This is a genomic window from Cardiobacterium hominis (assembly GCF_900637305.1).
In the GTDB taxonomy this organism is placed as follows: domain Bacteria; phylum Pseudomonadota; class Gammaproteobacteria; order Cardiobacteriales; family Cardiobacteriaceae; genus Cardiobacterium; species Cardiobacterium hominis.
This window is the reverse complement of the sequence record NZ_LR134365.1, coordinates 833,694-858,223: the sequence shown is the minus strand read 5'-3', so window position 1 is coordinate 858,223 and position 24,530 is coordinate 833,694. Positions and strand designations below refer to the sequence as shown.

Here is a 24,530-nt window from a genome sequence, read left to right as displayed (position 1 = left end):
CCCGACCATGAACGACATCGACGACCACCTCGCCTACCTGCGCTACGAACGCGGCAAAGCGGCGCAAACCCTTGCCACCTACCGCCGCCTGCTCTACCAGTTCGCCGAAGCCCACCGCGACCGCGACCTGCACGCGCTGGAGCCGCGCGACCTGCAAAACTACCTGACCAAAACCCTCGGCGGCGGCAAATACAGCCCCGCCACCCTCAACCAGCACCGCGCCGCCCTGCGCAGCTACTACCGCTGGCTGCACCGCCTGCGCGGCCTGCCGACCGACCCTGCCGCCGCGCTCAAACTGCCGCGCCAAGCGCGCCAGCCGCTACCCGACGCCCTCACCCCCGAACAAATCACCACCCTGCTGGAAGCGCCCGCGACCGACAACCCCAACCTCATCCGCGACCACACCATCCTCGAACTTTTCTACTCCGCCGGCCTGCGCCTCGCCGAACTCGCGTCGCTCGACAACCGCGACCTCGGCCCCGACAGCGAACACCACATCATCCGCGGCAAAGGCGGCGTTGAACGCCTCATCTTCATCGGCAGCAAAGCGCGCGAAGCCCTCGCCCGCTGGCAGACGGTGCGCGGCCAGCTCCTCAAAAAAGCCGACGAACCGGCGCTATTCCTCAACAAAAACGGCGGCCGCCTGACCGAGCGCGGCATCGCCCTGCGCCTCAAAGCCTACGCCGCCGAGCGCCTGCCGGGGGTGAACGTGCACCCGCACATGCTGCGCCACACCTTCGCCAGCCACATCCTGCAATCCTCCGGCGACCTGCGCAGCGTGCAAGAACTGCTCGGCCACAAAAACCTCGCCACCACCCAAATCTACACCCACCTCGACTACCAGCACCTCGCCCGCACCTACGACGAAAAACACCCGCGCGCGAAAAAAAAACGCGACGGCGAAACAAGCTGAAGCGGCGGCACGTCGCTTTTTTGTCGCATACATGAAACACGGCGTGTAGTTTTAATACAACTTCCTTACAGATGATTTATAATCGCCGCGTAGTCAAAATTCCCTTGTTCATAAAGACATTTGGCTTCTGATACGACAGGATGAAAGCGGATTTGTTGCAAAACAACCACTTCACCTACGGGGCGATCCGCGGTATCTCCCGCATCCGGTTGCAACGGGCGGCACCGCCGTCATTTCAAAAGGAAGAACGATATGAAACCCATGAAAACACTCCCGCTGCTGCTCCTCGCACTGGCAGTCGGCGCACAGGCACAAGACGACAGCGATACAGGATGGCACAGCTCGGTCGGCATGTCGGCTGGCCTCGCACCGCGTTACCTCGGCTCGGACGACTACCACGCCACCATCAGCCCGGAATTTAGCTTCACCGACGGCACTTTCTTCGCCGATTCCGCGCGCGGACTGGGCGCGCAATACCAGAACGACGCCGGATTTGCCGCATCGGGCTCCCTCAATTACGACCCCGGCCGCACCGAAAAAAACAGCATTTACCGCCCCGGCTCGAAAGAACTCAAAGGCATGGGCAGAGTTAAAGGCAGCGCGCTCGCCAACGTCAGCGTCAGCCAGGAAATCACCCCGTGGCTGGCGGTCGGCGGCGACGTGAACGTCCCCTTGGCCGGACAAAAACACCGCGGCGTGGATTACAGCCTCGGCGTCAGCTCAACCCTGCCGATGGGCGACAGCGACCAGCTCATGCTCAATGCCAACGCGCTTGGCGGCAGCGGCAATTACAACCGCACCTACTTCGGCGTCTCGCCCGAACAATCCGCACGCAGCGGCTACCGCGAACACAAAGCCAAGGCGGGCATTTACGGCTACTCGGCGGGCGCAGGCTGGGAGCACCAGCTCGATGAAAACTGGACGACCGGCGCCAGCGTCGGCGTGACCCGCCTCACCGGCAAGGCAGGCGACAGCCCGATCGTCAAGAAAAAAACCGCCGCCACCGGTATGGCGACCGTGCGCTACAACTTCTGATAGCCACCCCATAAAACCGCTGCATACACCCCGCCTGCGGCGGTTTTTCTTTTGCGCCCTGCCTGTGGCGGCGCTAACATGCCGCCGTTTTCACATATGGAGATCCTGATGAACCCGTCCATCCTCGCCCGCTACAACCGCCCCGTCTTCTTCTACTTTTGGTCAATCACCATCCCGTGGTTTTGCTGGTTTCTCGCTGGCTACCTCAGCCAACTGCCGCAGGCTGCCGACTACGCCTGGCTGCAAGGCACACTCGGCATGGCCGGCCTGCTGGCGCCGATTGCCGTCGCCGCCTGGCTATTCGCCGCCGACTCGCTGCTGCTCGCCGACCTGAAAGCGCGGCTTTTCACCCGGCGCGGGCTCAACGCGCCCATTGTCGCCTTCACCCTCATCTTCCCGCCGCTTTCCATCATCGTGGCGATGGCCATCTCGCTCGCCTTCGGCTACAGCGCCGACCAGTTCGTGATTAGCGGCTCGCCCAGCTTCAGCAGCGCGCTGTTTTCGCCGTGGTTCATCCTCCTCTTTGCCGCGCTGGTCGAAGAACTCGCCTGGCACACCTACGGCACCGACACCCTGCTGCGCCGCTTCAACCTCTTTACCACCTCCATCATCTTTGCGCTGTTCTGGGGCGCGTGGCATCTGCCACTCGCCACCATCAAGGGCTACTACCAGGCGAACCTCGTCGCCGAAGGCTGGCAGTACGGCGTGAACTTCCTCGTCAGCGTCTTCATGTTCGTCTTCATCATGAACTGGGTTTACGCGAAAGCCGGGCGCAACGTGTGGATTGCCGTACTCTTCCACGCCGTCGCCAACATCTCCAACGAAATCTTCGCCGCGCACCCGGCCAGCAAAATCATCCAGAGCGGCCTATTTCTCATACTGGCGGCGTACCTCCTCACGCGCGATCGCAAACTGTTCTTCCAGCGCGGCAGCATCGCATGAAGCGACTACCGCGCCGCATCTGCCTGCTCGGCGGCCTGCTGCGCACCCTCTACTACCGCCGCGTGGACATCCTCGGCACGCCCTGCCGCGACCGCCCGACGCTCTACCTACTCAGCCACCGCAACGGCGCCATCGACGGCTTCGTGTACCAAAAAGCCCTCGGCGATACCCCCTCGCTCATCTCCGTGCAACTGCTGCGCGGGCCGCTGCGCCTGCTGTTTGACGGCATCCCGGTCGTGCGCGGCAAAGACCGCGCGCGCTACGGTATCCCGGCAGACGCCGTCGCCGCGCCCGTCGCCGCTGCCATCGCCCAACTGCGCGCCGGTGGCAGCCTCGCCCTCTACCCCGAAGGCACCAGCGACTGGGGATACCGCCCGCTACCGTACCACAGCGGCATGGCGGTCATCGTCGCCAAACTGCTAGCGGCGGGCGCTGATTTCGTCGTCCAGCCCGCCGCCGCCTATTACAGCAAACCGGACGGCTTCCGCAGCCGCGTCAGCCTCAACATGGGCGCGCCGTTCACCCCGCAGGGCGAAAGCGTCGCCGAACTGCAAGACGAACTCGCCGCCGCGCTGGATGCCGTCTCCGTGAACTGCGCCGACGCTGCGCATTTCAATCAAGTCCAGCACGCGGCATGGCAGGCGGCACAACAAGGCGAAGATTACGGCGTGGCGTTTCTGCGGGCGCAGCGCGCAAACCACCCCGCAAACATAGGGTGCCGCACCCTGCCCTGCCCCGTAGAGGGAAGGAGCGCACCAGTTGCCGAATCGCCCACCATTGCCAAGCCTCCCGCCGATCTATCCCCTCCCCCCGTGGGGGAGGGTCAGGGTGGGGGCAGCAAACCACCCGCGCCAGCGACGCCTCAAACCGCTACATTTACATACACCATGAGCGCTCAAGTGTATGTAAACCGCTTTGCCACCCTCGCCCTGTGCCTCACCTGCCCGCTCATCGTCGCCGGCGCCTGCCTCGCCGCGCGTGCCGCCGATGGCCGCAACAACACCAGTTTCTTCCGCATCCTCGGCGGCATGGCCGGCGCGCTGCTGCAAATCCCGCTCTGGCTCGCTGCCCTATACCTCGCACCACTCGCGGGCGGCCTGTGGCTCGCCGCCGCCGTCCTCACCTGGCGCGCCTACCCCGAACCCGCTCCCCTGCCCTTGCCGGAAACCCCATGAACCGCACCCTCGTCCACACCACCCTCGCCCTGCTTGCGCTCATTCTTGCCCTTGCCGCGCTCGCCCTCATCGCCGCGCCGCAGCCACAAAGCCTCGCGCTGCTTGCCGCCTGCCTCATCCTCTGGGGCGTGGTCTACCGCCTGCGCGCCAGCGCCTGGAACGGCGCGCTGCTTTTCGCCCTCATCTGGCTCGCCTTCCCGCTGCTCAAACCCCTCAACCAGCACTGGCTGCACTCCCATGCCGACGCCCTCCTTGCCACCGCCGACAGCCGCCTCTGGGGCGGAAAACCGCTGCCCGCCTGGTTTCATTACGAAGCGCACCCTGCACTCACCGACCTGCTTGCCGCCTGCTACTTCGCCTTCTTCCCCATCGTCCTCGGCGGCGTCGCTTACTACGCCTGGCGGCGCCGCGAACCGTCTGCCGCCCGTTTCTACAACGGCCTCATCGGCATCTATCTCGCGGGGCTTGCAGGCTACCTGCTCCTGCCCGCCGCCGGCCCTGCCTTCACCACCCTGCCCGACCAAGGCGCGGGCGGCATCCTCGCACCGGCGGTCATCGCCATCGTCAAGGACGGCGTCACCGGCATGGACGTCTTCCCCAGCCTGCACACCGCGCTCACCCTCTACATCACCGCCTTCCTCTGGCGCGACGGCAAGCGTAAAACCGCACTGCTCCTCGCGCCCGTCACCGCGGGGACGATTGCCGCCACCATCTGGCTGCGCTACCACTACGGCGTGGACGACCTCGCCGGACTCGCCCTCGCGCTGGCCGCGCTGTATGGCAGCCGCGAGAAAACTGGCTGAAACCGCCGTATCCGTTGTCGTGGTTTTCAGACCAGCCCGCAGCGCTGGAAGAAGGCGCGGTAGGCGGCGATTTTTTGTGCGAGTTTGAGCGGGTAGGCGCGCGAGGTGGAAGGCAGGCGGGTAAGGCTGAGTTCGCGGTCGTCGAGGCGGAAGGTGAGGTTTTCGCCAGTTTTTAGTGAGGCTTTGGCATCGCCGGTGAAGCCAAGCAGGACGTCGGTCGCTTTGCCGCCGGTGGTGATGATGTGGCGCAGTTGCGGCATTTGCCGCACTACGGCGGGCAGGTCGAGGGTTTCGATGATGCGCAGGTGCGCGTCGGCGGCGTTGCCTTTTTCGCGGATGGCGCGGCGCACGCTGGGGCAGATGGCGATGCCGCGTGCGACAAGGAAGGCGCGGATGCGTGCGGCGTCGAAGCGTTTTTCGCCCGCGACTTCAAAGTGCTTGGGGTCATCGTAGAAGATGGCGCCGTAAACGCGCCACATGTCGTTCTGGTAGTTGGGGTAGTGGAATGCCATGCTGCGCTTGTCGGCGGTGGGTGGGAAGCTGCCGCTCATCATCACGGTGGCGTGTTCCGGCAGTACCGGCGGGAAGGGGTGGGTTTCGATGTGCATGGTTGGGACGGTCTGGATGTGAGAAAGGGAGCCGAGGCTCCCTGTTTTGGTTGGTTTGGGTTACGCGCTTCGCGCTAACGCAACTTGCGATAATGACGCGGGTTTTACGGCTGTAACGCGAGGTAGAGGTTCTGCCCGTTGCGGTAGATGAGCAGCGGTACCGGGCGTTTGCTGTTGGCTTTTTCCAGCAGGCGCTGCGCGGTTTTGGGGTCTTCGACGCGCTTGCCGCCGACGGCGATGATGATGTCGCCCGCACGCAGTCCGGATTTTTCTGCCGCAGAGCCAGGTTTGACGCCGCTGATGCGCACGCCTTTGCCACGGTAATCGAGCGCTTCACGGTCTTCGTTTTCGAGGGTGCCCAGGCTGAGGCCGCGGATGCTCGCGCTGGCTTTGCCGTCGCCACTGACGTCGTTGAGGTTGCCGATTTCGGCTTTGACGGTTTCTTCTTTGCCGTCGCGCAGCAGTTTGATTTCGACTTTTTCGCCTATCGGGGTGGAGGCGACGTAGGCGGGCAGGTCGGCAGATTTGCTCACCGCTTTGCCGTTATACTGGAGGATGACGTCGCCGTTTTCGATGCCGGCTTTGGCGGCGGGCGAGTTTTCTTCGACGGAGGCGACGAGCGCGCCTTGCGGTTTTTCCATGCCGAAGGATTCGGCGAGCGTTTGGTCGAGTCCCTGGATGCGCACGCCGAGCCAGCCGCGCACGACTTCGCCTTTGTCTTTCAGTTGGTCGGCGATGTTTTTCGCCATGTTGATCGGGATGGAGAAGGCGAGGCCGTTAAAGGCGCCGCTGCGGCTGTAAATTTGCGAGTTGATGGCGATGACTTCGCCTTTGCTGTTAAAGAGCGGGCCGCCGGAGTTGCCGGGGTTGATGGCGGCGTCGGTCTGGATGAAGGGGACGTAGTCGCCGCTCGGCAGGTTGCGCGCGACGGCGCTGACGATGCCCTGGGTCGCGGTGTGGCTAAAGCCGAAGGGTGAGCCGATGGCCAGTACCCAGTCGCCTACCTGGACCTGGTCGGAGTCGCCGATTTTGGCGACGGGCAGGTGGTCGCCCTGGATTTTGACGAGCGCGACGTCGGTGCGTTTGTCGAGGCCGATGACGTCGGCGTTGTATTCTTTGTTGTTGTTGAGCTGGACGCGCACTTTTTCCGCGCCTTCCACGACGTGCGCGTTGGTGAGAATGTAGCCGTCGCTGTCGATGATAAAGCCGGAGCCCTGGCCTTGCAGGATGCGCTGTTCGCGCGGCGCTTCGAATTGTTGGCCGAAGGGTTCGGGGAAGCCGAAGAAGTCTTCAAAGATTTCCGGCGGGAAGCCGTTGATGGTGGATGGCGCGCTGACGCGGCTTTCCACTTCGATGCTCACCACCGCGTCTTTGGTTTTGGCGACGAGCGCGGTGAAGTCCGGCGCGGGGTCAGCGAAGCTCATCGGGGCAGCAAGTGCCAAAGCTAAGATAACCAATGTTTTATTCATGAACACCTCTGATTGCTTTAAGATAGGGCGCATATTCTGGCGAATGCAACCTTAACGCGCCAGAACCGGTCGATTAAAGAAAACTTAGGAGAACTTCATGCACGTTCTGATCATCGAAGACGACAAAGACGTCGCAGCCTATATCACCAAAGGTCTGAGCGAAAGCGGCTATGTCGTCGATGCCGCGCACACCGGCACCGAGGGACTGTCCATGGCACAAAGCGGCCAGTACGACATCCTCATCGTTGACCGCATGTTACCCGAACTGGACGGCCTCTCCGTCATCGAAAAACTGCGCAAGGACGGCATGAGCACGCCCGTCCTCATCCTCTCTGCCCTCGGCGAAGTGGATGACCGCGTCGAAGGCCTCGCCGCCGGCGGCGACGACTACCTCGTCAAACCCTACGCCTTCTCCGAACTGCTCGCCCGCGTGCAGGCGCTGACCCGGCGTCGCGGCGGCGAAATCCAGGATCAAATGATGCTGGAAGTCGCCGACCTGCAACTCGATCGCCTCAAGCGCAAAGTCACGCGCAGCGGCCGCAAAATCAACCTGCAACCGCGCGAATTCCGCCTGCTCGAATACCTGATGAGCAACGCCGGCCAAGTCGTCACCCGCACCATGCTCCTCGAAAAAGTGTGGGAATACCACTTTGACCCGCAGACCAACGTCATTGACGTCCACATCTCGCGCCTGCGCAGCAAAATCGACAAAGACTTCGACCCACCCCTGATTCATACCGAACGCGGCGCAGGATACAGCCTCTATGACCCAAACGGCTATAACTAAGCGGCTGCGCGACTGGGGGAAGGCGGTAAGAACTACCGCCTTCAAATTTTCCCTGCTCTTTACCCTAGCATCGAGCTTCGTCACCGGCATCTCGATGTACACCCTCTACCGCAGCGCCGAAAAAGAAATCCGCGAACAAATCGACTCGCGCCTGCTTGCCGAAACCACCAGCCTGCGTCGCCGCTTTGAAGAGCGCACCAGCATCGGCCTTTACACCCCGGTACTTGGCATCATCGAGCGCGTTCCCGGCGACCCGAACATCACCTTCTGCGTCACCGCCAAAAGCCCGCCCAGCGGCAGCAACGGCCTGCCCTTTACCAATCGCAACAACAACGCACCCGCAACCATCGACACCAGCGCCGCCGACCTCATCATCCTGGACAGCAGCGTCGCCGACCTCTGCCGCATCAACCCCGCGACCGACCCCGGCAGCGACATGCGCATCAACCTCGTCATGCGCGTCGTCATCGTCAATACCGCCGACAACCGCTACACCCTCATCACCGCCTACGACACCACCAATGAGCGCAAAATGCTCAAGCGGATGCTCGACAACAGCATCTACGTCACCGGCCTGCTCCTCATCGCCTCCTTCATCGGCAGCTTTCTCATCGGCTACACCATCATCCACAGCATCTCGCGCATCAGCCGTACCGCGCGGCGCATCGTGGATGGCGACTTCTCCGAGCGCGTCCCCACCCACGCCAATGACGCCGACGAAATGAGCCAGCTCGCCGACGACCTGAACCACATGCTCGATCGCATCGAAGCGCTCATCACCAGCCAGCGGCAAGTCACCAACAACATAGCGCACGACCTGCGCAGCCCGCTCAACCGCATGCGCAACCGCATGGAAGTCGCACTGCTCGACCGCAACAGCGAAGCGGCCGCCCTGCGCGAAGTCATCGCCGACTCCGTCGAAGACGCCGAAAACCTGCTGAAAACCTTCAACGCCCTGCTAAACATCGCGCAAGTCGAAAGCCGCGCCAAAGACGACTTCAAACACGAAAGCCTGAGCGCCATCTGCGACGATCTCGCCGAACTCTACGACGTCATGACCGAAGAAGGCGAACACAGCTTTGAAGCGCACATCGAACGCGGGCTGGACATCATGGGCAACCGCCAACTTATCGCCCAGGCCATCACCAATCTGCTGGACAACGCCGTCAAATACACCCCCAGCGGCGGCCACATCACCCTCACCGCCGAACAGCGCGGCGAAAACATCCACGTCAGCGTCGGCGACAACGGCCACGGCATCCCGCCAGACAAACGCGACGACGTCCTAAAACGCTTCGTCCGCCTGGACAGCGCGCGCAGCACCCCCGGCAACGGCCTGGGACTGTCGCTGGTGAGCGCCATCGTCGCCCTGCACAACGGCAGCCTGCAACTGCACGACAACAAGCCCGGGCTGCGCATCGAAATCACCCTGCCGAGCGAAACCGCCTACCTGCGGCGGCAGAACGAAAGCGAGTTCTGAAAAAAAGAAAACCCGCAGCAATGCGGGTTTTTCCTTGTCCGTGGATACCATAGCGAATGGACACAAACTTCTTTCACTATCTAACCAGGAACTCAGGACAGATTTTCGTAGTTTGCCGCAAGGCTGGTACGATGCAACGGGTCAAAGCGTATTCACAGATGGCTCCAATATGCGCGATACTGTAAAAATTCGCAGCTATAACGGATTCTATAGCGGTGCTTATATCCAAAAAACCACCAAAGGCGTTTCCCTGAATATGGCTTATGGCGTAGAACCACTAACTGCAGATAATATGCCTACTCGCGGAAAAGCTACTTATACCGGTGTTGCATTTAATAATGAAGAGAAAGGGACACTGGCTTACGATGTAGATTTCGGTAAAAAAGAAGGTCAGGGCAAAATAGAAGGATTAAGCCAATATGGTACGATTACATTGCAGCCCGCAAAATTTGACCAATATAATGAAGCTGATTATGTCTTTGCAGAAGTTAACGGCATTGCCAACGGAAAATTTGGCACAGCACAATATGACGCACGTTTATGGGGACCCAGTGCAGCAGAAATATCTGGAAAAGTAAAATACCCCAATAGCGAGGGCTTGGCCGTATTCCAAGGAAGCCGCGGCGCGATTAGCGAATAACATACAAATTTCTTGCAATAAAACTCCGTTAGCGTAGCGCTGACGGGGTTTTAGTTTAATTACCCGAGCCTATAGCCATCGACATAAAATTTCAGACAAGGCGTCCCCTACATCCCCCAGCAATGAAACGCCGTATGAGATTTTTGGAGGATCGCTATAAGCCCGCTACAGCAATTACCCGCATAGTTCCTGACAAAGAACCACACAGTCCGGAAATCCGCGGGACACCGCGCAAAATCTTGCGCGAATGACCCATTACGCCACCGTCGCTACCGCTTCGCCGTTGTCAAACAACAGCGTCCGCTCCGGCCAGCGCAGGGCGGCGAGGCGGTACGGCGACTGCTCCGGCGCGGTGCCTGTGGCGCGGTCGCGCCAGCGTGCGCCGACGGCGAAGTCGCAGCAGAAGACGTTGCGACGCGCGCCGTGCCAGTGATGGGGCGGGAAGGGAAAGAGCGGGTTCGTGTCGCCGCGCCAACGCCGCCAGTAGTGGCCGATGACGACGGCGGTGTCATCACGATAGTCATCCCACCACGCCTGGCGCTCGACGAAACGCCAGCGACCGCCCGCATAGAACGGCACGGCGGAAGGAGCCTCCACACCGCAGGTCAGAACACGCACCGGATTGCCACGGCTGTAATAAACGTCGCGCGCGGCAGTGGCGGGGCGGAAGGCGGGCGCCTGCTGCGGGTCGCCCAAATCTCCCGCCAAGCCTTCTTCCGCGCGCCAGTCCTGATACCACGGTTGCGCGGGCGCGCCATCATCCAGCGCCGTCTCCCAATGGCAATGCAGGCTAATGATGTCATCCGCCGCTGCCGTTTGCAGATGGGCGACAGCGTCGGCATCCCAGGCCGCATGCACGATGCGCAGGTCGGCGCGCTGCAATACCAGCGGCTGTGTGTTGAGGAAGGCGACAAGCGCGGCTTTCCGTGCGGCGGGATAGCGCTGCCACGGCGCATAGATGCGGGCATCGCGCGCGGCGCGACGGTCAAAAAACCAGCCGCTGCCGTCTTTGGCGTCGTTAAGCAGCAGGTTAATTTCGTGGTTGCCGAGTACGGTCTGCACCCTGCCCCGCGCGTGCAGGCGCTGGTACCAATCCAGCACGGCGGGGACATCCGCGCCGCGATCCACCAGGTCGCCGAGGAGGATGAGATGCCGCCCCTGCGGGTGCGTGCCGTCCTCGTCGTAGCCGAGGTGACGTAGCAGGGCTTGCAGCGCCGCATACTGACCGTGAATGTCGCCGATGATGTCAAGACAGCCTTCAGGCAGGGTTTGGATGCAGGGCATAATGCTACGATGCCGCGCAATCCACACGTGAAAGATCCACGCATTCCGTGATATGGCTCGCATTGAAGCGCGTCAGCAACGCCTCCAGCCCATCACGTTCCTTGAGTGCAAATTCCGCTGGATAAAGCGGTACCAGCGCATAAAAGTTGATAACCTCGCCATCTGCCGTTTGCAGGCGCACAAAGTCTTCCGGCAATGTGCGCGGCGGCAATACCAGCAGGCTGTTAAACGGCGTACCCAGCAGCGTCGCTGTTGCGTCCTCGCTAAAAGTAATCGTATGCCCGTAACCGAGCCAAGTGTGCTGCTCGTGCGGTAACCGCGCCAGAATCTTCAGCCATTGCATCGGCCAAGTGCTAACGTCTTCCTGTGCCCGCACATTCCAGTCCGGTGGCAACATCACGAGCAATTCCGCACGACGCAGCGCTTCATATCCATCATCTGGAAACGCCATCGGCAGACTGCTCATGCCGCTGGTAATTAACAATTGAAACGGACGCCCCGCATCGGCCGCGACATGATAGACATGCACCCGCAGTGCCCCTGGCGTCATATCATGCAAGACCCCGTCTATCGCACCCAAAGTCCTCTCAATATGCGCCCCGATTTCCGCATCATAGAAGTCGGCTGTATCCAATTCATCCAAATGTTCGCCCAGTGCCTGCAAAGTTTCGCCAGTATGCGCGAAAAAAGATTCCATATCCTGCATCGCTTCATTATCCAAATCCTCAATAATATCTTCCAGACAGGCGTCAAAAGTATCAAACATCAAGAGCAAATCCGTGCTCTCACCATCCGGCTCGCCACGCACGGCGATTACCTGCCCTGCCCTGCCCGCTTCCGCCGGTGCAAAATCCAGACAATAATAATCGTCGTTGTCGTTCTGGAAAATCGGCAAGCGCTTATCATGAAAAAGCAGATTTCGCACCATATCGCCATCTTCAAAACCATCCAAACGAAAATCTGCCCAGTTTTCGCCAAATGCCTGCTGCACCTGTGCCAGCAAATGCGCCTGTACCGTAACCATTTCAGCCAGTGGAATCAAACGATAGGGGATCTGATTCAAAATTTCGCTCTCCTGACCGCCCAGATGCAAATACAGTTCACGCAGCGCAGCGGGCAAAGCTATACCTTGCGCCGTTTCAAAAGCAGTAATTTCATCATCACTTAATGGCGGATAAGCATAAGTATCCAACCCATGCTCCTTGAGCCATTGCAAATAACGCGTCACCAAATTCATTATTCCTCCTACCATTTCAATTTCTGCCAAATTCAATTCCTACCAAAACTTCCATTATCAATACACTACCATGACCGCTAACTCTATAGTAGCGGATACCATTATCAAGCGTTCTGGCATTATACCAATCCACACAAATCCCTGAACGGCATTGCAGCATCCGACCGGGCTTCCTTACAGGAATGACAAAGCTACTCTTATCCTCCAAGAGGAGAAAGGAAACCTTCATCATCCATCATCTATAGCCATCCCCCGAAAGCCTCATACCGTGTTGCGCCGTCTGAACGGACACCCATAAAAATGGTGAAGCTATTTTTATGGGAAACCCGCGCCGTACAACCGCGTACTGTCTTCAGCGATGCGCCTTATCGGAGGCTTTCGGTGTATCGCTCTAAAAACGTACGACTTCAGTCGCGCTTGTCTAGCAATCCCCGTAAGCATCTACCGCGAGGCGGCGCAACACAGTATGAGGCTTTAGGAAGATGGTCATACAAGCCTCAGCAAATAAAAAACCGGCTCAAAAAGCCGGTTTGCAAACAAAGTGCCGGAAATCATTACTCTGCATCAGCAACAGGACGATCCACCAGCTCAACATAAGCCATGGGAGCCTGATCGCCAGGGCGATAACCGCACTTCAAAATGCGAACATAACCACCCGGACGCTCCTTATAGCGCGGAGCCAACTCGGCAAACAACTTCTGCACCGCTTTGCGATCACGCAAACGAGAGAAGGCCAAACGGCGTCCCGCTACGTCGTCATGATTTTTTGCATGAGTAATCATCGGCTCAATAATACCGCGCAAATCCTTGGCTTTTGGCAACGTGGTTTTAATCAGCTCATGTTCAATCAACGAAACTGACATATTCTTGAACATCGCCTTGCGATGCGCGCTGGTGCGGTTAAATTTACGTCCCGCTAATTTATGTCTCATAAATAAAACTCCTAATTATCTCGATGGATCACGACTCAGTGACTGTCCCTACCGGACCAGTTCTCCAGATCCATACCCAGTTCCAAGCCATGCGCGGCCAGAACCTCTTTAATCTCGTTCAGTGATTTCTTGCCCAAATTCGGGGTCTTCAAGAGCTCAACTTCTGTGCGGCGTACCAGATCACCAATATTATTAATGTTTTCCGCCTTGAGACAGTTGGCACTGCGTACGGTCAATTCCAGATCATCAACCGGGCGCAACAGTACCGGATCAACCTGTACCTCTTCCTCATATTCGGCTTCAACTTCGGTAGATTCCAGATTAACGAAAACCGCGATTTGCTTATGCAGAATAGTCGCCGCCTCGCGAATAGCTTGCTCCGGATCGATCGTACCATTGGATTCAATATCGATAACCAATTTATCCAAATCAGTATGTTGCTCGACCCGTGCAGCCTCAACACGATATGCAATACGTTTGATGGGACTAAAAGACGCATCTACGCGCAATACATTCGGAGCATGAGTAGCCGTATCAATTTCCTGCGTTGCCACGCGATACCCGCGCCCCTTCTCGACCACTACGGTCATACTGAAAGAAACATCTTGGGTCAGATGTGCAATGACATGATCAGGATTACAAATTTCAACATTAGAAGGCGCACTAAAATCACTGGCTTTGACTTCTCCCGCCTTGTTAACGGACAAACGCATCTCGGCGCGTTCGCCCTCGTGCAGAATTAAAGCCAAACCTTTAAGGTTGAGAAGAACATCTATGACATCCTCACTCACCCCTTCAATACCGGAATACTCGTGCAAAACCCCATCGATTTCACATTCGGTAACAGCAGCGCCTTCAATGGACGAAAGCAGAACGCGACGCAAAGCTGTACCCAAAGTATAACCAAAACCGCGCTCCAGCGGCTCCAGCGTCACCCGCGACGTATTCAAACCCATTTCCTGGATTTTGACAATGCGCGGAGTTAATAATTCTGATAAAGCCATATCAAACGCCTATAAAATAAAAACCACAAAAAGCAAGAAATCGCAAAAATTACTTCGAATATAGCTCTACTACCAGTGATTCGTTGATATCTGCGGACAAATCAATACGCTCTGGTACACGTTTGAACAATCCAGACATTTTTGCCGTATCAACTTCAACCCAATCTACAAAGCCTCGTTGCGCAGCGACTTCCAATGAGCTCTGAATGCGAACTTGCTTGCGACTCTTCTCGCGCACGGCAACCACATCTTCTGCTCTCACCTGGTAAGAAGCTATCGTAACGCGTTTACCGTTTACCTCAATCGCGCCATGCGATACAAGTTGACGCGCTTCCGCACGCGTAGCACCATAACCCATACGATAGACAACGTTATCAAGGCGTTGTTCCAAAAACTGCAACAAGTTTTCACCCGTAGAGCCCTTCTTTTGAGAGGCCTTCTTATAATAGTTGCGGAACTGACGCTCCAATACACCATAGATACGCTTCAACTTTTGTTTCTCGCGCAACTGGTTACCATAGTCAGACAAACGTCCACGACGCGCACCATGCTGCCCAGGAGCAGAATTCATGTTGCACTTAGATTCGGTAGGACGAATACCAGATTTCAGTTCAAGATCGACACCCTCACGGCGCGCCAAACGGCACTTGGGTCCAATATATCTAGCCATTAATTACTCCGTATAAATTCAAACGCGACGCTTTTTGGGAGGACGGCAACCATTATGCGGAATCGGAGTCACATCGGTAATGCTGTGGATATTAAAACCTACAGCATTCAATGCACGTACTGCTGATTCACGTCCAGGGCCGGGTCCTTTGATATTCACATCAAGATTTTGCACACCAAATTCTTTGGCTGCATTCCCCGCACGCTCTGCTGCAACCTGGGCCGCAAACGGAGTGCTTTTTCTTGAACCGCGAAAACCAGAACCACCAGCAGTTGCCCAAGAAAGCGTGTTACCTTGACCATCAGTAATGGTCACGATCGTGTTATTAAAAGAAGCGTGGACGTGCGCAACAGCATCCACCACAACACGCTTTGCTTTTTTTCTTACATTTTTTTGTTTACTAGCAGCCTTAGCCATAACATTCTCTCTAAATTAACGTTTAATAGGACGACGGGGACCTTTACGCGTGCGCGCATTAGTCTTGGTGCGTTGACCACGTACAGGCAAACTACGACGATGGCGTAGCCCACGATAACAGCCCAAATCCATTAAACGTTTAATATTCATGGAAACCTGACGACGTAAATCGCCTTCCACCTGATATTCAGCAACCGCCGCACGCAAAGCATCAACTTCCGCATCAGACAAATCGCGAATTTTTTTACTTGGCTCTACTTTAGCTGCGACGCAAATATCACGTGCCCGAGTAGGCCCAATACCATAAATTGAAGTTAACGCAATAACAGTATGTTTTTGCGTTGGTACATTGATTCCGGCAATACGAGCCATTCTTCTCAACTCCTAAAAACTATAAAATCATAAAATCAGACATTCAATTACTACCGAGTAGTAGTTATGTTTCTGCCGCAAAAAATTAACCTTGGCGCTGTTTATGACGTTTATCCGAACAAATGATACGCACACTACCGTGGCGACGGATAACACGACAGTTACGGCACATAACTTTGACAGATGCACTAACTTTCATATAAAACTCCCTAAAATACTTGATTCAGCGAAGACTCTGCCCGCCCAAGCCGGACAAATTCGCTTTCTTCATTAAAGACTCATACTGTTTGGACATTATATGAGACTGAACCTGTGACACAAAATCCATCGCAACAACAACAGCGATCAATAATGAAGTTCCACCAAAAAGAAACAATGCCTGCCCTGAAGCAGAGCCCAAATTCATCAATGTTGGCATAATACATACAAATGCAACATAGATAGCGCCAACCAGCGTCAAACGCTCTTGCACCATATCCAGATATTCTGCAGTCTGCCTACCTGGACGGAAACCTTGAATAAAAGCGTTAGATTTTTTCAGATTATCGGCAAGCTCTCTGTTTTCAAACATCATTGCAGTGTAGAAAAACGAAAACAAGATGATAAGTAACGAAAATGTTGCTATATATAACCAGTTACCTTGAGAAAACCCGTGAGCCAAATCTGCAAAATAACGTCCAACTGCGCCCGAAATATTGCCCAACAGTGCAAACAGTGACACCAATAGCGTGATAATGGCAGACGCAAAAATTGCAGGGATAACCCCTGCCATATTAATTTTCAACGGCAGGTGTGAGCGTTGTCCCATAGTCTGCATTCCCATGCCTTGGCGCTTGGCATAATGTATGGCAATTTGCCGCTGTGCCCGCTCTACGAAAACGATCAGGCCAAACAAGGCGACTATTATAAACAACATCAAGAAAAAGCCCAAGAAGCTGATATTACCATCTTTCGTCTGCGATACCAAATTAGCAATGCCTGCGGGAATATGAACTGCAATACCTGCAAAAATCAACATAGATACACCATTACCTATGCCACGTTCGGTAATTTGTTCACCTAGCCACATCATGAATAGCGCACCCGTAGCCAAACAAATCGTCCCCGTAATCAGAAACGCCTGGCCTGAAAAAAGCGTCAACCCCTGAGCTATAACCATACGCGAAATAGCAAATCCTTGAACTAGCGCAAAAACTAGCGCAAGATAACGGGTATATTGACTAATCTTTTTCTGCCCACTACTACCCTGCTGCCGCAATTCTTTCAGAGGCGGATACATATGCGTAAAAAGTTGCAACACGATAGATGCTGAAATATATGGCGCTACACCTAAGGCGAGTAGAGAGGCATTACTCAATGCCCCCCCTGAGAACATATTAAAAAGTTGGAAAATAGATCCGTCACCACTGTCAAACAACTGACGAACCTTTTCATGATCTACACCTGGGACAGGAATATGAACACCAATACGATAAATAATTAGTGCAAAAACCAAGTACCACAACCGCGAAATCAACTCTTTATGTGAATTGCTGGCGGGTTTTGCCATGAATACACCTTTTCGTTAAAAAATATGGGTTACTCAGATATTGAGCCACCGGCCGCTTCTATAGCCGCTTTAGCACCTGCTGTAACGCCAATACCCTTGAGCGCAAAGGCCGCTGTAACATCACCACTTAAAAATACTTTAGCAGATGAGGCACTCACAGGAACCAAATTATGCTCTTTAAGAACCGCGAGATCTATTGTGGCAGAAACAGACGCGAGCAGATTCAGTTCAGAGGTACGAAGTTGAGCAATTGCCCCTTTGCCGCGACTACGGAAGCCACGCTTTGGCAAACGACGTTGCAATGGCATTTGACCACCTTCAAAGCCAACTTTATGGTAGCCTCCTGCACGGGCTTTCTGCCCTTTATGCCCTTTACCACTGGTTTTACCCAATCCAGAACCGATGCCGCGACCAAGGCGTTTACGTTCTTTACGAGATCCAAGAGCTGGACTTAAATCATTTAATAACATTAACGCACCTCTTCCACTTTAAGGAGATAAGAGATTTTATTAATCATCCCACGATTTTCAGGCGTATCACTAATAACGCGGGTTTGATGCATCTTACGTAAGCCCAGACCAACAAGGCATTTTTGATGATTTTCCAAACGTCCATACTTGCTTTTTATAAGCGTAACACTAATTTTTTTATTCGACATTTGCCAATACCTCTTCAATTGGTTTTCCGCGTTTCGCAGCGACTTCGTATGCTGTGGTCATTTTTTGTAATCCAGCTATAGTCGCACGAACAACATTACCTGGATTGCGAGTTCCCATGCATTTTGCCAACACATCTTTGACGCCCAAAACCTCAAAAACCGCACGCATGGCACCTCCCGCAATAATCCCCGTACCTGCAGAAGCAGGTTGCATATAAATTTTTGCCGCGCCATGAGTGCCCACCACGGGGTGCTGCAATGTTTCGTTATTCAAGCTGACTTTTACTAGGCTTTTCTTGGCTTGATCCATAGCTTTTTGAATAGCAACGGGGACTTCTTTAGCCTTACCATAACCATAACCTACACGGCCATTGCCATCACCAACAACAGTTAACGCTGTAAAAGCAAATTGACGGCCACCTTTTACGACTTTAGTTACACGATTTACTGCAACCAATTTTTCCAAGAACTCACTATCTTGAGGGCGTTCTTTTTGTTGCGCCATAAGTACCTCTTAAAATTCCAAACCTGCTTCGCGAGCAGCATCAGCCAATGCCTTAACCCGACCATGATAGCGAAAACCGCTACGATCAAAAGCGATGCTATTCAGCCCTAACTGTTTCGCTTTTTCAGCAATAATTTTACCAACCTTTGCCGCTGCCTCAATATTGGCAGCATGCTTCAATCCTTCGCGCACTTCAGCCTGCAAGGTAGATGCACTCGCCAATACACTGCAACCATCTGCACTAATGATTTGCGCGTAAGTATGTTGCGAAGTCTTATTTACGATTAAGCTAACTTTTCCAGCTTCACGAATATTCAAACGAATACGCTTTCCACGGCGAATACGATTAATTTTTTTCTGATTCATCATCTCACCTTGTTATTTCTTTTTGGCTTCTTTCATAACAACATGCTCATCTACGTAGCGCACGCCCTTGCCTTTGTAAGGCTCTGGGGGGCGATAAGCTCTTATTTTTGCTGCAACTTCTCCAACCTGCTGCTTATCACTCCCTTTAACAAGAATCTCTGTCTGACTGGGCGTTTCCACAACAATTCCTGCCGGAACATTAAATTCTATTGGGTGCGAAAACCCCAAGGAAAGATTGAGTTTTTGCCCTTGAGCCTGAGCGCGATAACCAACGCCAATCAGCTGTAATTTTTTTTCAAATCCTTGACTGACACCAATAACTATATTATTCAACAAAGCACGCATAGTCCCACACATTGCCCAATGTGCTGAATCTTGCTGCTCTGGTATCAAACAAACGACATTATCTTCTTGGCTAGCATTAATGTAAGCATGAAGATTAAGCGTCAGACTGCCTTTACTCCCCTTAACCGTAACTTGCTTACCCGCAATTGTAATATCCACACCTTTAGGAATAGAAATCGGCTGTTTACCAACACGTGACATTATTATTCACTCCTACAATAGTTTAAGCTACGTAACAAATTACTTCGCCGCCGATCCCTTTCTGACGTGCCATATGATCACTCATGACACCTTGGGAAGTTGAGATAATCGCAATACCTAGCCCACCTTGAACCCGAGGCAACGCATTCTTACCTTTAAAAAGCCGTAATCCTGGGCGGCTAGCACGCGCAATCAATTCAATAACGGGTTTCCCCTGATAATATTTTAAGTTTATGGTGAGTTCGGCTTTCACGTCTTCCTTGACCTCAAACGAGTGAATATAGCCTTCATCTTGCAGCACTCTAGCAATAGCAACTTTTTGCTTTGATGCCGGCATTACTACTAAAGAACGCCCTATACGTTGGGCGTTACGGATACGAGTCAGCATATCAGCGACCGGATCAGTTAACATAACTACCTCTTATAATTCAGTATCAGCTCAAATAACGAGCCTGGAACTTAAATAGCCAACTCGAATATTACCAGCTAGCCTTCTTGATACCGGGGACTTCTCCCCGCATGGCCAATTCACGCAACTTATTACGCGACAGACCAAACTTGCGGTAAACAGCATGTGGCCTCCCAGTAATGCGGCAACGACGCTGAATACGCGCAGGCGACGCATCCCTGGGTAACTTTTGTAATTTTTCTTGCGCAGCCATACGCTCTTCTTCCGAATAAAATTCTACTTTACGAATGATTTCTTTTAGTTCAAATCGTTTAGCAGCGAACTTCTTCACCAATTTAATGCGTTTGGCCTCACGGTTTACCATGCTTTTTTTAGCCATAATCTTAACTCCTAAAGGGGAAACCAAACGATTCTAGGAGCGCTTTTGCGCCAGCATCGTCTTTAGCACTCGTGGTAAAAGTAATGTCCATACCACGCATCGCGTCTGTTTTCTCAAAATCAATCTCTGGGAAGATAATATGCTCTCGCACACCAAAACTATAATTTCCTCTACCATCAAATGACTTTGAACTTAAACCACGAAAGTCTCGAGTGCGTGGTAAAGAAATATTAATTAAACGGTCTAAAAATTCATACATTTGCTCCCGGCGCAATGTAACTTTACACCCGATAGGCCATCCGTCACGAATTTTAAAACCCGCAATTGATTTTTTAGATTTTGTTACTAAAGGTTTTTGCCCTGCAATTAATGCCAAATCACGGACAGCATTGTCCATTAGTTTTTTGTCATTAACAGCTTCACCTACACCCATATTAATCGTAATTTTGATTAATTTAGGAACTTCCATGACATTAGCCAATCCAAGTCGCTTCTGCAGCGCCGGTGCAAATTCCTGGCGATATTGCTCTTGTAATCTAGCCATAAATATTTAAATCCTCAATCTACTTGTGCGCCTGTAGATTTATAGACGCGAACTTTTTTACCTGACTCTATCTTGAAGCCCACTCGATCACCCTTACCGGTACTCGGGTTAAATAACATCACATTGGAAATATGAATGGGTGCTTCTTTTTTCACGATTGAGCCTTCTGTCTGCATTTGACGATTTGGCTTAACATGCTTAAAAACATGATTAATACCATCAACAACGACATAATCATTGGCTACCTTTAAAACAGTGCCGCGCTGTCCTTTATTTTCCGCCTTGCCTGCGATGACAATAACCTCATCGCCCTTACGAATACGTTTCATGTTTTACCTCTCTTACAGCACTTCAGGGGCAAGTGAGATGATCTTCATAAATCTTTCACTACGTAACTCACGTGCTATAGGTCCAAATACACGAGTGCCAATAGGCTCCAATTTATTATTCAACAGCACGGCTGCATTGCTATCAAATCTCAAAACAGAACCATCTCTGCGCCTAACACCCTTTTTGGTCCGAACGATTAAGGCGTTATATACATCACCTTTTTTGACGCGCCCCCGAGGCAATGCCTCTTTTATAGAAACCTTAATTACATCGCCAATACCTGCATATCTACGATGAGATCCACCAAGAACTTTGATACATTGTAGTTCTCGAGCGCCACTATTATCCGCAACAGTTAAACGTGATTGCATTTGAATCATGATGTCACTCCTCAGCCCTTAGCTCGCTCAACGATTTCAATTAAACGCCAAGTTTTGGTCTTTGAAATCGGACGACTTTGTGCAATACGTACAGTATCACCAATATTACACTCATTATTTTCATCATGAGCGTGACACTTCAGAGTACGTTTAATATATTTACCATATACGGGGTGGCGTTCATAGCGGACAACTGTCACTGTAATAGATTTATTGCCCTTATTACTAACGACTTGTCCTTGCAATACCCGCTGAATGCTTTGTTTTTCAGTCATAAAATTAAACCTTAACCTTATGTTGAGACAACAAGGTTTTTATACGAGCAACATCACGCCGAGCCTGACGAATCTGATGCGTCTGCTCCAACTGCCCACTAGTTTTTTGCATAGTTAGCTTCAGCTGTGTCTGACGCAAGGATAAAAGCTCCTCACGCAGCTCGTCTATACTTTTTTCTCGCAATTCTTTAAAAGACATTACATCACCTTGCGCGTTTCAAATACGGTACGAACAGGGAGCTTTGCTGCTGCCAAACGGAATGCTTCCCGCGCCAGCTCTTCACTCACACCTTCTAGTTCATACATTACTGTTCCGGGCTGGACTTTAGCGACCCAATATTCCACATTACCTTTACCTTTACCTTGGCGTGTTTCTAAAGGTTTATTAGTTACTGGAACATCAGGAAAAATACGAATCCACATTTTACCGCCGCGCTTCACATGGCGATTTATTGCACGACGCGCTGCTTCAATCTGTCTAGCTGTAATTCTGCCGCGCGTTGTAGCTTTTAAACCGTATTCACCGAAGCTAACTTCGTTTCCTGACTGAGCCAAGCCACGATTACGCCCCTTGTGTTGTTTTCTAAATTTTGTTCGTTTAGGTTGTAACATTTTACTTCACCTTTAATCTTTGCGTCGCGACGTACGAGGCTTATTGTTGCGTCTAGCGCGCTTTTCTTCTGGCACCTCACCAACGACATTGCCATTAGCATCGAGGCCCTCTAGATTCTCACCTTTGAAGATCCATACTTTAACACCAATAACGCCATAGGTGGTATGCGCTTCTGCAAAGCCATAATCAATATCTGCGCGCAACGTGTGCAAAGGAACGCGGCCTTCGCGATACCATTCTGTCCTGGCGATTTCGGCACCATTCAAGCGACCCGCGATACTTACTTTTATTCCAGCAGCTCCTAAACGCATAGTAGATGCAACCGAGCGTTTCATTGCACGGCGAAACATAACACGTCGCTCTAACTGTTTCGCTATACCGTCCGCAACTAAATAAGCATCAAGCTCAGGACGACGGATTTCTTCTATGTTGACTGATGTAGGAACGCCCATAATAGAGCTTATTTCCTGCTTCAAAACTTCAATATCTTCACCCTTGCGCCCAATAACAATTCCTGGGCGGGCGGTAAAAATAGTAATTTGCGCACCGTTTCGTGGTCGCTCAATTTGAATCTGACTAACTGAAGCGTGTGCTAATTTCTTGCGAATAAACTCACGTACTTCAAAATCTTTCTCTAAGAAATTAGCGTAATCTTTGCCTTCCGCATACCATTTAGAGACCCAATCTTTGGATACTCCTAAACGAAAACCGATAGGATGTACTTTCTGACCCATAAATTCAATCTCCAATCAAACTTCTTGTACGCGAATAAAGATATTGCTCGTCCGCTTCAGAATGCGATTCCCGCGCCCTTTGGCTCGCGCAGCAAAGCGCTTCATAGTCATCCCTTCGCCCACCTGAATCTCAGCAACACGCAAAACGTCTATATCCGCACCCTCATTATTCTCCGCATTAGCAATAGCGGAATTTAACAGTTTCAAAATAATAGTAGATGCCTTTTTCTGGCTAAACGTTAGAATTTCGATTGCTTCATTCACATGCTTACCGCGAATCTGATCGGCAACCAATCGAGCTTTTTGCGCAGAAATCCGAGCCGCTCGTAATTTTGCAATAGCTTGCATTACTTTTACCCCTTATCTGCCTTTCTTATCCGCCGCATGTCCGCGATAATTGCGAGTAGGTGCAAATTCACCCAATTTATGCCCAATCATGTCCTCACTTACTAAAACGGGAACATGCTGTTTACCATTATGTATAGCAATTGTTAGTCCGATCATTTCCGGAATAATCATAGAACGACGTGACCAAGTTTTGATTGGCTTTTTATTGTTGGTTTCTACAGCATTCTCGATTTTTTTCACCAGATGCAAATCAATAAAGAAGCCTTTTTTCAGAGAACGTGGCATATTTTAACCTCTCTTATTATTGCGATGCTGAACGATCATTTTTTCAGTACGCTTATTCTTACGAGTTTTATAACCCTTAGTAGGTGTCCCCCAAGGAGAAACAGGGTGACGACCTCCAGAAGTACGACCTTCACCACCTCCATGAGGGTGATCAACTGGGTTCATAACAACACCACGGACAGTAGGACGAATACCACGCCACCGCTTTGCCCCCGCTTTACCCAAGGAGCGCAAACTATGTTCATGATTACCTACTTCACCCAAAACTGCTCGGCAATCGCTCAAAACTCGACGGCGTTCACCTGATTTCAAACGAATGGTCGCATATTTGCCATCTCGAGCAACAATCTGTACAGATGTGCCTGCACTACGAGCCAATTGTGCACCTCGCCCAGGCTTCAACTCTACACAATATACTGTTGAACCAACAGGAATATTACGGATGGGCAAACAATTTCCTGTTTTAATTGGAGCATCGTCACCATTTCTAATAAGGTCACCCGCTTTCATACCGCGAGCAGCGATGATATAGCGGCGCTCACCATCCGAATAACAAACTAAAGCAATATAGGCAGAGCGGTTAGGATCGTACTCAAGTCGCTCAACAACCGCTTCAATCCCATCTTTTTGACGCTTAAAGTCAATAATACGATACTTTTGCGCATGGCCACCTCCACGATGGCGCGTAGTAATTCGCCCAACGTTGTTGCGCCCACCAGTACTCGATTTTTTTTCAACTAATGCAGCAAATGGCTGCCCCTTATGCAAGGCAGGTCGTGATACATCTACAACAAAGCGACGTCCGGGAGATGTAGGTTTTTTTCTGATAATAGCCATATCT

36 protein-coding genes are annotated in these 24,530 nt (G+C 52.7%); 8 read left to right on the top strand and 28 right to left on the bottom strand.

Going from position 1 to position 24,530, the window contains the following annotated elements; genetic code table 11:
- Positions 1-7: 7 nt before the first annotated feature.
- The 5 genes from EL199_RS04095 (at position 8) to EL199_RS04075 (ending at position 4,868) form a co-directional block, all read left to right on the top strand.
- Entirely contained in the window at positions 8-913 is a 906-nt protein-coding gene (locus EL199_RS04095) for a tyrosine recombinase XerC (RefSeq protein ID WP_004139005.1), read from the top strand.
- Between the two features lie 261 nt (positions 914-1,174).
- Positions 1,175-1,948, top strand: a complete 774-nt coding sequence (locus EL199_RS04090; RefSeq protein ID WP_169306913.1) for a MipA/OmpV family protein — start codon at positions 1,175-1,177, stop codon at positions 1,946-1,948.
- A gap of 108 nt (positions 1,949-2,056) precedes the next feature.
- Positions 2,057-2,890 carry a CPBP family intramembrane glutamic endopeptidase gene (locus EL199_RS04085; RefSeq protein ID WP_040354371.1) on the top strand — a complete coding sequence of 278 codons (834 nt, stop codon included), beginning with the start codon at positions 2,057-2,059 and terminating at the stop codon, positions 2,888-2,890.
- Positions 2,887-4,065, top strand: a complete 1,179-nt coding sequence (locus tag EL199_RS04080; protein WP_004138999.1) for a lysophospholipid acyltransferase family protein — start codon at positions 2,887-2,889, stop codon at positions 4,063-4,065. The genes EL199_RS04085 and EL199_RS04080 overlap by 4 nt, the downstream gene beginning before the upstream one ends.
- On the top strand, positions 4,062-4,868 hold the full coding sequence (locus EL199_RS04075; protein ID WP_004138996.1) for a phosphatase PAP2 family protein: 807 nt from the start codon (positions 4,062-4,064) through the stop codon (positions 4,866-4,868). The genes EL199_RS04080 and EL199_RS04075 overlap by 4 nt, the downstream gene beginning before the upstream one ends.
- 26 nt (positions 4,869-4,894) lie before the next feature.
- On the opposite strand, the gene EL199_RS04070 is transcribed toward EL199_RS04075, so the two are convergent.
- Together EL199_RS04070 and EL199_RS04065 are read right to left on the bottom strand one after the other, a co-directional pair.
- Positions 4,895-5,476, bottom strand: a complete 582-nt coding sequence (locus EL199_RS04070; protein ID WP_004138994.1) for a hypothetical protein — start codon at positions 5,474-5,476, stop codon at positions 4,895-4,897.
- A gap of 104 nt (positions 5,477-5,580) precedes the next feature.
- Positions 5,581-6,945: a DegQ family serine endoprotease gene (locus EL199_RS04065; RefSeq protein ID WP_232008339.1), complete on the bottom strand. Its 1,365-nt coding sequence runs from the start codon at positions 6,943-6,945 to the stop codon at positions 5,581-5,583.
- A gap of 97 nt (positions 6,946-7,042) precedes the next feature.
- On the opposite strand from EL199_RS04065, the gene EL199_RS04060 reads away from it, so the two are divergent.
- The 3 genes from EL199_RS04060 to EL199_RS04050 all read left to right on the top strand — a co-directional run bounded on the left by EL199_RS04060 (position 7,043) and on the right by EL199_RS04050 (position 9,852).
- On the top strand, positions 7,043-7,732 hold the full coding sequence (locus EL199_RS04060; protein ID WP_004138989.1) for a response regulator transcription factor: 690 nt from the start codon (positions 7,043-7,045) through the stop codon (positions 7,730-7,732).
- Positions 7,710-9,212, top strand: a complete 1,503-nt coding sequence (locus tag EL199_RS04055) for a sensor histidine kinase (protein ID WP_004138987.1) — start codon at positions 7,710-7,712, stop codon at positions 9,210-9,212. Before EL199_RS04060 ends, EL199_RS04055 begins: the two co-directional genes overlap by 23 nt.
- 112 nt (positions 9,213-9,324) lie before the next feature.
- Positions 9,325-9,852, top strand: a complete 528-nt coding sequence (locus tag EL199_RS04050; RefSeq protein ID WP_197719343.1) for a factor H binding protein domain-containing protein — start codon at positions 9,325-9,327, stop codon at positions 9,850-9,852.
- A gap of 255 nt (positions 9,853-10,107) precedes the next feature.
- On the opposite strand, the gene EL199_RS04045 is transcribed toward EL199_RS04050, so the two are convergent.
- The 26 genes from EL199_RS04045 to rplB all read right to left on the bottom strand — a co-directional run bounded on the left by EL199_RS04045 (position 10,108) and on the right by rplB (position 24,526).
- Positions 10,108-11,136, bottom strand: coding sequence for a metallophosphoesterase (locus tag EL199_RS04045; RefSeq protein ID WP_126316004.1), 1,029 nt, complete (start codon positions 11,134-11,136; stop codon positions 10,108-10,110).
- A 4-nt stretch (positions 11,137-11,140) separates the two neighbouring features.
- Positions 11,141-12,403, bottom strand: coding sequence for a suppressor of fused domain protein (locus EL199_RS04040; RefSeq protein ID WP_126316003.1), 1,263 nt, complete (start codon positions 12,401-12,403; stop codon positions 11,141-11,143).
- 524 nt (positions 12,404-12,927) lie between these two features.
- Entirely contained in the window at positions 12,928-13,305 is a 378-nt protein-coding gene (gene rplQ, locus EL199_RS04035; RefSeq protein WP_040354363.1) for a 50S ribosomal protein L17, read from the bottom strand.
- Between the two features lie 35 nt (positions 13,306-13,340).
- The gene (locus EL199_RS04030) at positions 13,341-14,309 is read right to left on the bottom strand and encodes a DNA-directed RNA polymerase subunit alpha (protein WP_004138975.1); all 969 of its coding nucleotides are present in this window, start codon (positions 14,307-14,309) and stop codon (positions 13,341-13,343) included.
- A gap of 49 nt (positions 14,310-14,358) precedes the next feature.
- Entirely contained in the window at positions 14,359-14,979 is a 621-nt protein-coding gene (rpsD, locus tag EL199_RS04025; protein WP_040354361.1) for a 30S ribosomal protein S4, read from the bottom strand.
- Between the two features lie 18 nt (positions 14,980-14,997).
- The gene (gene rpsK / locus EL199_RS04020; protein ID WP_004138965.1) at positions 14,998-15,396 is read right to left on the bottom strand and encodes a 30S ribosomal protein S11; all 399 of its coding nucleotides are present in this window, start codon (positions 15,394-15,396) and stop codon (positions 14,998-15,000) included.
- A gap of 15 nt (positions 15,397-15,411) precedes the next feature.
- Complete coding sequence (gene rpsM / locus EL199_RS04015; protein WP_004138963.1) at positions 15,412-15,768, bottom strand: 30S ribosomal protein S13; 357 nt, start codon at positions 15,766-15,768, stop codon at positions 15,412-15,414.
- Between the two features lie 85 nt (positions 15,769-15,853).
- Entirely contained in the window at positions 15,854-15,967 is a 114-nt protein-coding gene (rpmJ, locus tag EL199_RS04010) for a 50S ribosomal protein L36 (RefSeq protein WP_079541733.1), read from the bottom strand.
- A 24-nt stretch (positions 15,968-15,991) separates the two neighbouring features.
- The gene (gene secY / locus EL199_RS04005) at positions 15,992-17,317 is read right to left on the bottom strand and encodes a preprotein translocase subunit SecY (protein ID WP_040354358.1); all 1,326 of its coding nucleotides are present in this window, start codon (positions 17,315-17,317) and stop codon (positions 15,992-15,994) included.
- Between the two features lie 29 nt (positions 17,318-17,346).
- Entirely contained in the window at positions 17,347-17,787 is a 441-nt protein-coding gene (rplO, locus tag EL199_RS04000) for a 50S ribosomal protein L15 (protein WP_040354357.1), read from the bottom strand.
- A complete protein-coding gene (gene rpmD, locus EL199_RS03995) occupies positions 17,787-17,975 on the bottom strand; it encodes a 50S ribosomal protein L30 (protein WP_079541731.1) in 189 nt (62 codons plus the stop codon). The genes rplO and rpmD overlap by 1 nt, the downstream gene beginning before the upstream one ends.
- Positions 17,965-18,480 (bottom strand): 30S ribosomal protein S5, encoded by a 516-nt coding sequence (gene rpsE, locus EL199_RS03990; RefSeq protein WP_040354354.1) that lies wholly within the window; start codon positions 18,478-18,480, stop codon positions 17,965-17,967. The genes rpmD and rpsE overlap by 11 nt, the downstream gene beginning before the upstream one ends.
- Positions 18,481-18,489: 9 nt before the next feature.
- A complete protein-coding gene (gene rplR / locus EL199_RS03985; RefSeq protein ID WP_079541729.1) occupies positions 18,490-18,849 on the bottom strand; it encodes a 50S ribosomal protein L18 in 360 nt (119 codons plus the stop codon).
- A 9-nt stretch (positions 18,850-18,858) separates the two neighbouring features.
- Entirely contained in the window at positions 18,859-19,392 is a 534-nt protein-coding gene (gene rplF, locus EL199_RS03980; RefSeq protein ID WP_040354353.1) for a 50S ribosomal protein L6, read from the bottom strand.
- 22 nt (positions 19,393-19,414) lie between these two features.
- Positions 19,415-19,804 carry a 30S ribosomal protein S8 gene (rpsH, locus tag EL199_RS03975; RefSeq protein WP_040354350.1) on the bottom strand — a complete coding sequence of 130 codons (390 nt, stop codon included), beginning with the start codon at positions 19,802-19,804 and terminating at the stop codon, positions 19,415-19,417.
- 67 nt (positions 19,805-19,871) lie between these two features.
- Entirely contained in the window at positions 19,872-20,180 is a 309-nt protein-coding gene (gene rpsN / locus EL199_RS03970) for a 30S ribosomal protein S14 (protein ID WP_004138951.1), read from the bottom strand.
- A 4-nt stretch (positions 20,181-20,184) separates the two neighbouring features.
- Positions 20,185-20,724, bottom strand: a complete 540-nt coding sequence (gene rplE, locus EL199_RS03965; RefSeq protein WP_004138949.1) for a 50S ribosomal protein L5 — start codon at positions 20,722-20,724, stop codon at positions 20,185-20,187.
- A 14-nt stretch (positions 20,725-20,738) separates the two neighbouring features.
- Positions 20,739-21,053 (bottom strand): 50S ribosomal protein L24, encoded by a 315-nt coding sequence (gene rplX / locus EL199_RS03960; RefSeq protein ID WP_004138948.1) that lies wholly within the window; start codon positions 21,051-21,053, stop codon positions 20,739-20,741.
- Positions 21,054-21,065: 12 nt separating this feature from the next.
- The gene (gene rplN, locus EL199_RS03955; protein ID WP_004138946.1) at positions 21,066-21,434 is read right to left on the bottom strand and encodes a 50S ribosomal protein L14; all 369 of its coding nucleotides are present in this window, start codon (positions 21,432-21,434) and stop codon (positions 21,066-21,068) included.
- Positions 21,435-21,445: 11 nt separating this feature from the next.
- A complete protein-coding gene (gene rpsQ / locus EL199_RS03950; RefSeq protein ID WP_004138944.1) occupies positions 21,446-21,709 on the bottom strand; it encodes a 30S ribosomal protein S17 in 264 nt (87 codons plus the stop codon).
- Between the two features lie 4 nt (positions 21,710-21,713).
- Entirely contained in the window at positions 21,714-21,908 is a 195-nt protein-coding gene (gene rpmC, locus EL199_RS03945) for a 50S ribosomal protein L29 (RefSeq protein WP_004138942.1), read from the bottom strand.
- Positions 21,908-22,321, bottom strand: a complete 414-nt coding sequence (gene rplP, locus EL199_RS03940) for a 50S ribosomal protein L16 (protein WP_040354345.1) — start codon at positions 22,319-22,321, stop codon at positions 21,908-21,910. The genes rpmC and rplP overlap by 1 nt, the downstream gene beginning before the upstream one ends.
- A 12-nt stretch (positions 22,322-22,333) precedes the next feature.
- Entirely contained in the window at positions 22,334-23,056 is a 723-nt protein-coding gene (rpsC, locus tag EL199_RS03935) for a 30S ribosomal protein S3 (protein ID WP_040354343.1), read from the bottom strand.
- A gap of 15 nt (positions 23,057-23,071) precedes the next feature.
- Positions 23,072-23,404: a 50S ribosomal protein L22 gene (gene rplV / locus EL199_RS03930; protein ID WP_004138936.1), complete on the bottom strand. Its 333-nt coding sequence runs from the start codon at positions 23,402-23,404 to the stop codon at positions 23,072-23,074.
- 12 nt (positions 23,405-23,416) lie between these two features.
- Entirely contained in the window at positions 23,417-23,689 is a 273-nt protein-coding gene (gene rpsS, locus EL199_RS03925; RefSeq protein ID WP_004138935.1) for a 30S ribosomal protein S19, read from the bottom strand.
- 3 nt (positions 23,690-23,692) lie between these two features.
- Positions 23,693-24,526, bottom strand: a complete 834-nt coding sequence (gene rplB, locus EL199_RS03920) for a 50S ribosomal protein L2 (protein WP_004138933.1) — start codon at positions 24,524-24,526, stop codon at positions 23,693-23,695.
- Between the last annotated feature and the right edge of the window lie 4 nt (positions 24,527-24,530).

Coding starts and splice junctions, on each gene's coding strand:
- rpsE (WP_040354354.1), bottom strand. CDS start 18,480: ATGGCGCAACAAAAAGAACGCCCTCAAGATAGTGAGTTCTTGGAAAAA.
- rpsQ (WP_004138944.1), bottom strand. CDS start 21,709: ATGACTGAAAAACAAAGCATTCAGCGGGTATTGCAAGGACAAGTCGTT.
- EL199_RS04070 (WP_004138994.1), bottom strand. CDS start 5,476: ATGCACATCGAAACCCACCCCTTCCCGCCGGTACTGCCGGAACACGCC.
- rpsH (WP_040354350.1), bottom strand. CDS start 19,804: ATGTTAACTGATCCGGTCGCTGATATGCTGACTCGTATCCGTAACGCC.
- rplR (WP_079541729.1), bottom strand. CDS start 18,849: ATGATGAATCAGAAAAAAATTAATCGTATTCGCCGTGGAAAGCGTATT.
- rplB (WP_004138933.1), bottom strand. CDS start 24,526: ATGGCTATTATCAGAAAAAAACCTACATCTCCCGGACGTCGCTTTGTT.
- rpsD (WP_040354361.1), bottom strand. CDS start 14,979: ATGGCTAGATATATTGGACCCAAGTGCCGTTTGGCGCGCCGTGAGGGT.
- EL199_RS04045 (WP_126316004.1), bottom strand. CDS start 11,136: ATGCCCTGCATCCAAACCCTGCCTGAAGGCTGTCTTGACATCATCGGC.
- rplV (WP_004138936.1), bottom strand. CDS start 23,404: ATGCAAGCTATTGCAAAATTACGAGCGGCTCGGATTTCTGCGCAAAAA.
- rpmD (WP_079541731.1), bottom strand. CDS start 17,975: ATGTCGAATAAAAAAATTAGTGTTACGCTTATAAAAAGCAAGTATGGA.
- rplN (WP_004138946.1), bottom strand. CDS start 21,434: ATGATTCAAATGCAATCACGTTTAACTGTTGCGGATAATAGTGGCGCT.
- rpsK (WP_004138965.1), bottom strand. CDS start 15,396: ATGGCTAAGGCTGCTAGTAAACAAAAAAATGTAAGAAAAAAAGCAAAG.
- EL199_RS04030 (WP_004138975.1), bottom strand. CDS start 14,309: ATGGCTTTATCAGAATTATTAACTCCGCGCATTGTCAAAATCCAGGAA.
- rplP (WP_040354345.1), bottom strand. CDS start 22,321: ATGTTACAACCTAAACGAACAAAATTTAGAAAACAACACAAGGGGCGT.
- EL199_RS04095 (WP_004139005.1), top strand. CDS start 8: ATGAACGACATCGACGACCACCTCGCCTACCTGCGCTACGAACGCGGC.
- rplE (WP_004138949.1), bottom strand. CDS start 20,724: ATGGCTAGATTACAAGAGCAATATCGCCAGGAATTTGCACCGGCGCTG.
- EL199_RS04090 (WP_169306913.1), top strand. CDS start 1,175: ATGAAAACACTCCCGCTGCTGCTCCTCGCACTGGCAGTCGGCGCACAG.
- rpsM (WP_004138963.1), bottom strand. CDS start 15,768: ATGGCTCGTATTGCCGGAATCAATGTACCAACGCAAAAACATACTGTT.
- EL199_RS04075 (WP_004138996.1), top strand. CDS start 4,062: ATGAACCGCACCCTCGTCCACACCACCCTCGCCCTGCTTGCGCTCATT.
- EL199_RS04055 (WP_004138987.1), top strand. CDS start 7,710: ATGACCCAAACGGCTATAACTAAGCGGCTGCGCGACTGGGGGAAGGCG.
- rplO (WP_040354357.1), bottom strand. CDS start 17,787: ATGTTATTAAATGATTTAAGTCCAGCTCTTGGATCTCGTAAAGAACGT.
- rpsN (WP_004138951.1), bottom strand. CDS start 20,180: ATGGCTAAAAAAAGCATGGTAAACCGTGAGGCCAAACGCATTAAATTG.
- rplF (WP_040354353.1), bottom strand. CDS start 19,392: ATGTCACGTGTTGGTAAACAGCCGATTTCTATTCCTAAAGGTGTGGAT.
- rplQ (WP_040354363.1), bottom strand. CDS start 13,305: ATGAGACATAAATTAGCGGGACGTAAATTTAACCGCACCAGCGCGCAT.
- rplX (WP_004138948.1), bottom strand. CDS start 21,053: ATGAAACGTATTCGTAAGGGCGATGAGGTTATTGTCATCGCAGGCAAG.
- rpmC (WP_004138942.1), bottom strand. CDS start 21,908: ATGTCTTTTAAAGAATTGCGAGAAAAAAGTATAGACGAGCTGCGTGAG.
- rpmJ (WP_079541733.1), bottom strand. CDS start 15,967: ATGAAAGTTAGTGCATCTGTCAAAGTTATGTGCCGTAACTGTCGTGTT.
- rpsC (WP_040354343.1), bottom strand. CDS start 23,056: ATGGGTCAGAAAGTACATCCTATCGGTTTTCGTTTAGGAGTATCCAAA.
- EL199_RS04080 (WP_004138999.1), top strand. CDS start 2,887: ATGAAGCGACTACCGCGCCGCATCTGCCTGCTCGGCGGCCTGCTGCGC.
- EL199_RS04060 (WP_004138989.1), top strand. CDS start 7,043: ATGCACGTTCTGATCATCGAAGACGACAAAGACGTCGCAGCCTATATC.
- rpsS (WP_004138935.1), bottom strand. CDS start 23,689: ATGCCACGTTCTCTGAAAAAAGGCTTCTTTATTGATTTGCATCTGGTG.
- EL199_RS04065 (WP_232008339.1), bottom strand. CDS start 6,945: ATGAATAAAACATTGGTTATCTTAGCTTTGGCACTTGCTGCCCCGATG.
- EL199_RS04085 (WP_040354371.1), top strand. CDS start 2,057: ATGAACCCGTCCATCCTCGCCCGCTACAACCGCCCCGTCTTCTTCTAC.
- secY (WP_040354358.1), bottom strand. CDS start 17,317: ATGGCAAAACCCGCCAGCAATTCACATAAAGAGTTGATTTCGCGGTTG.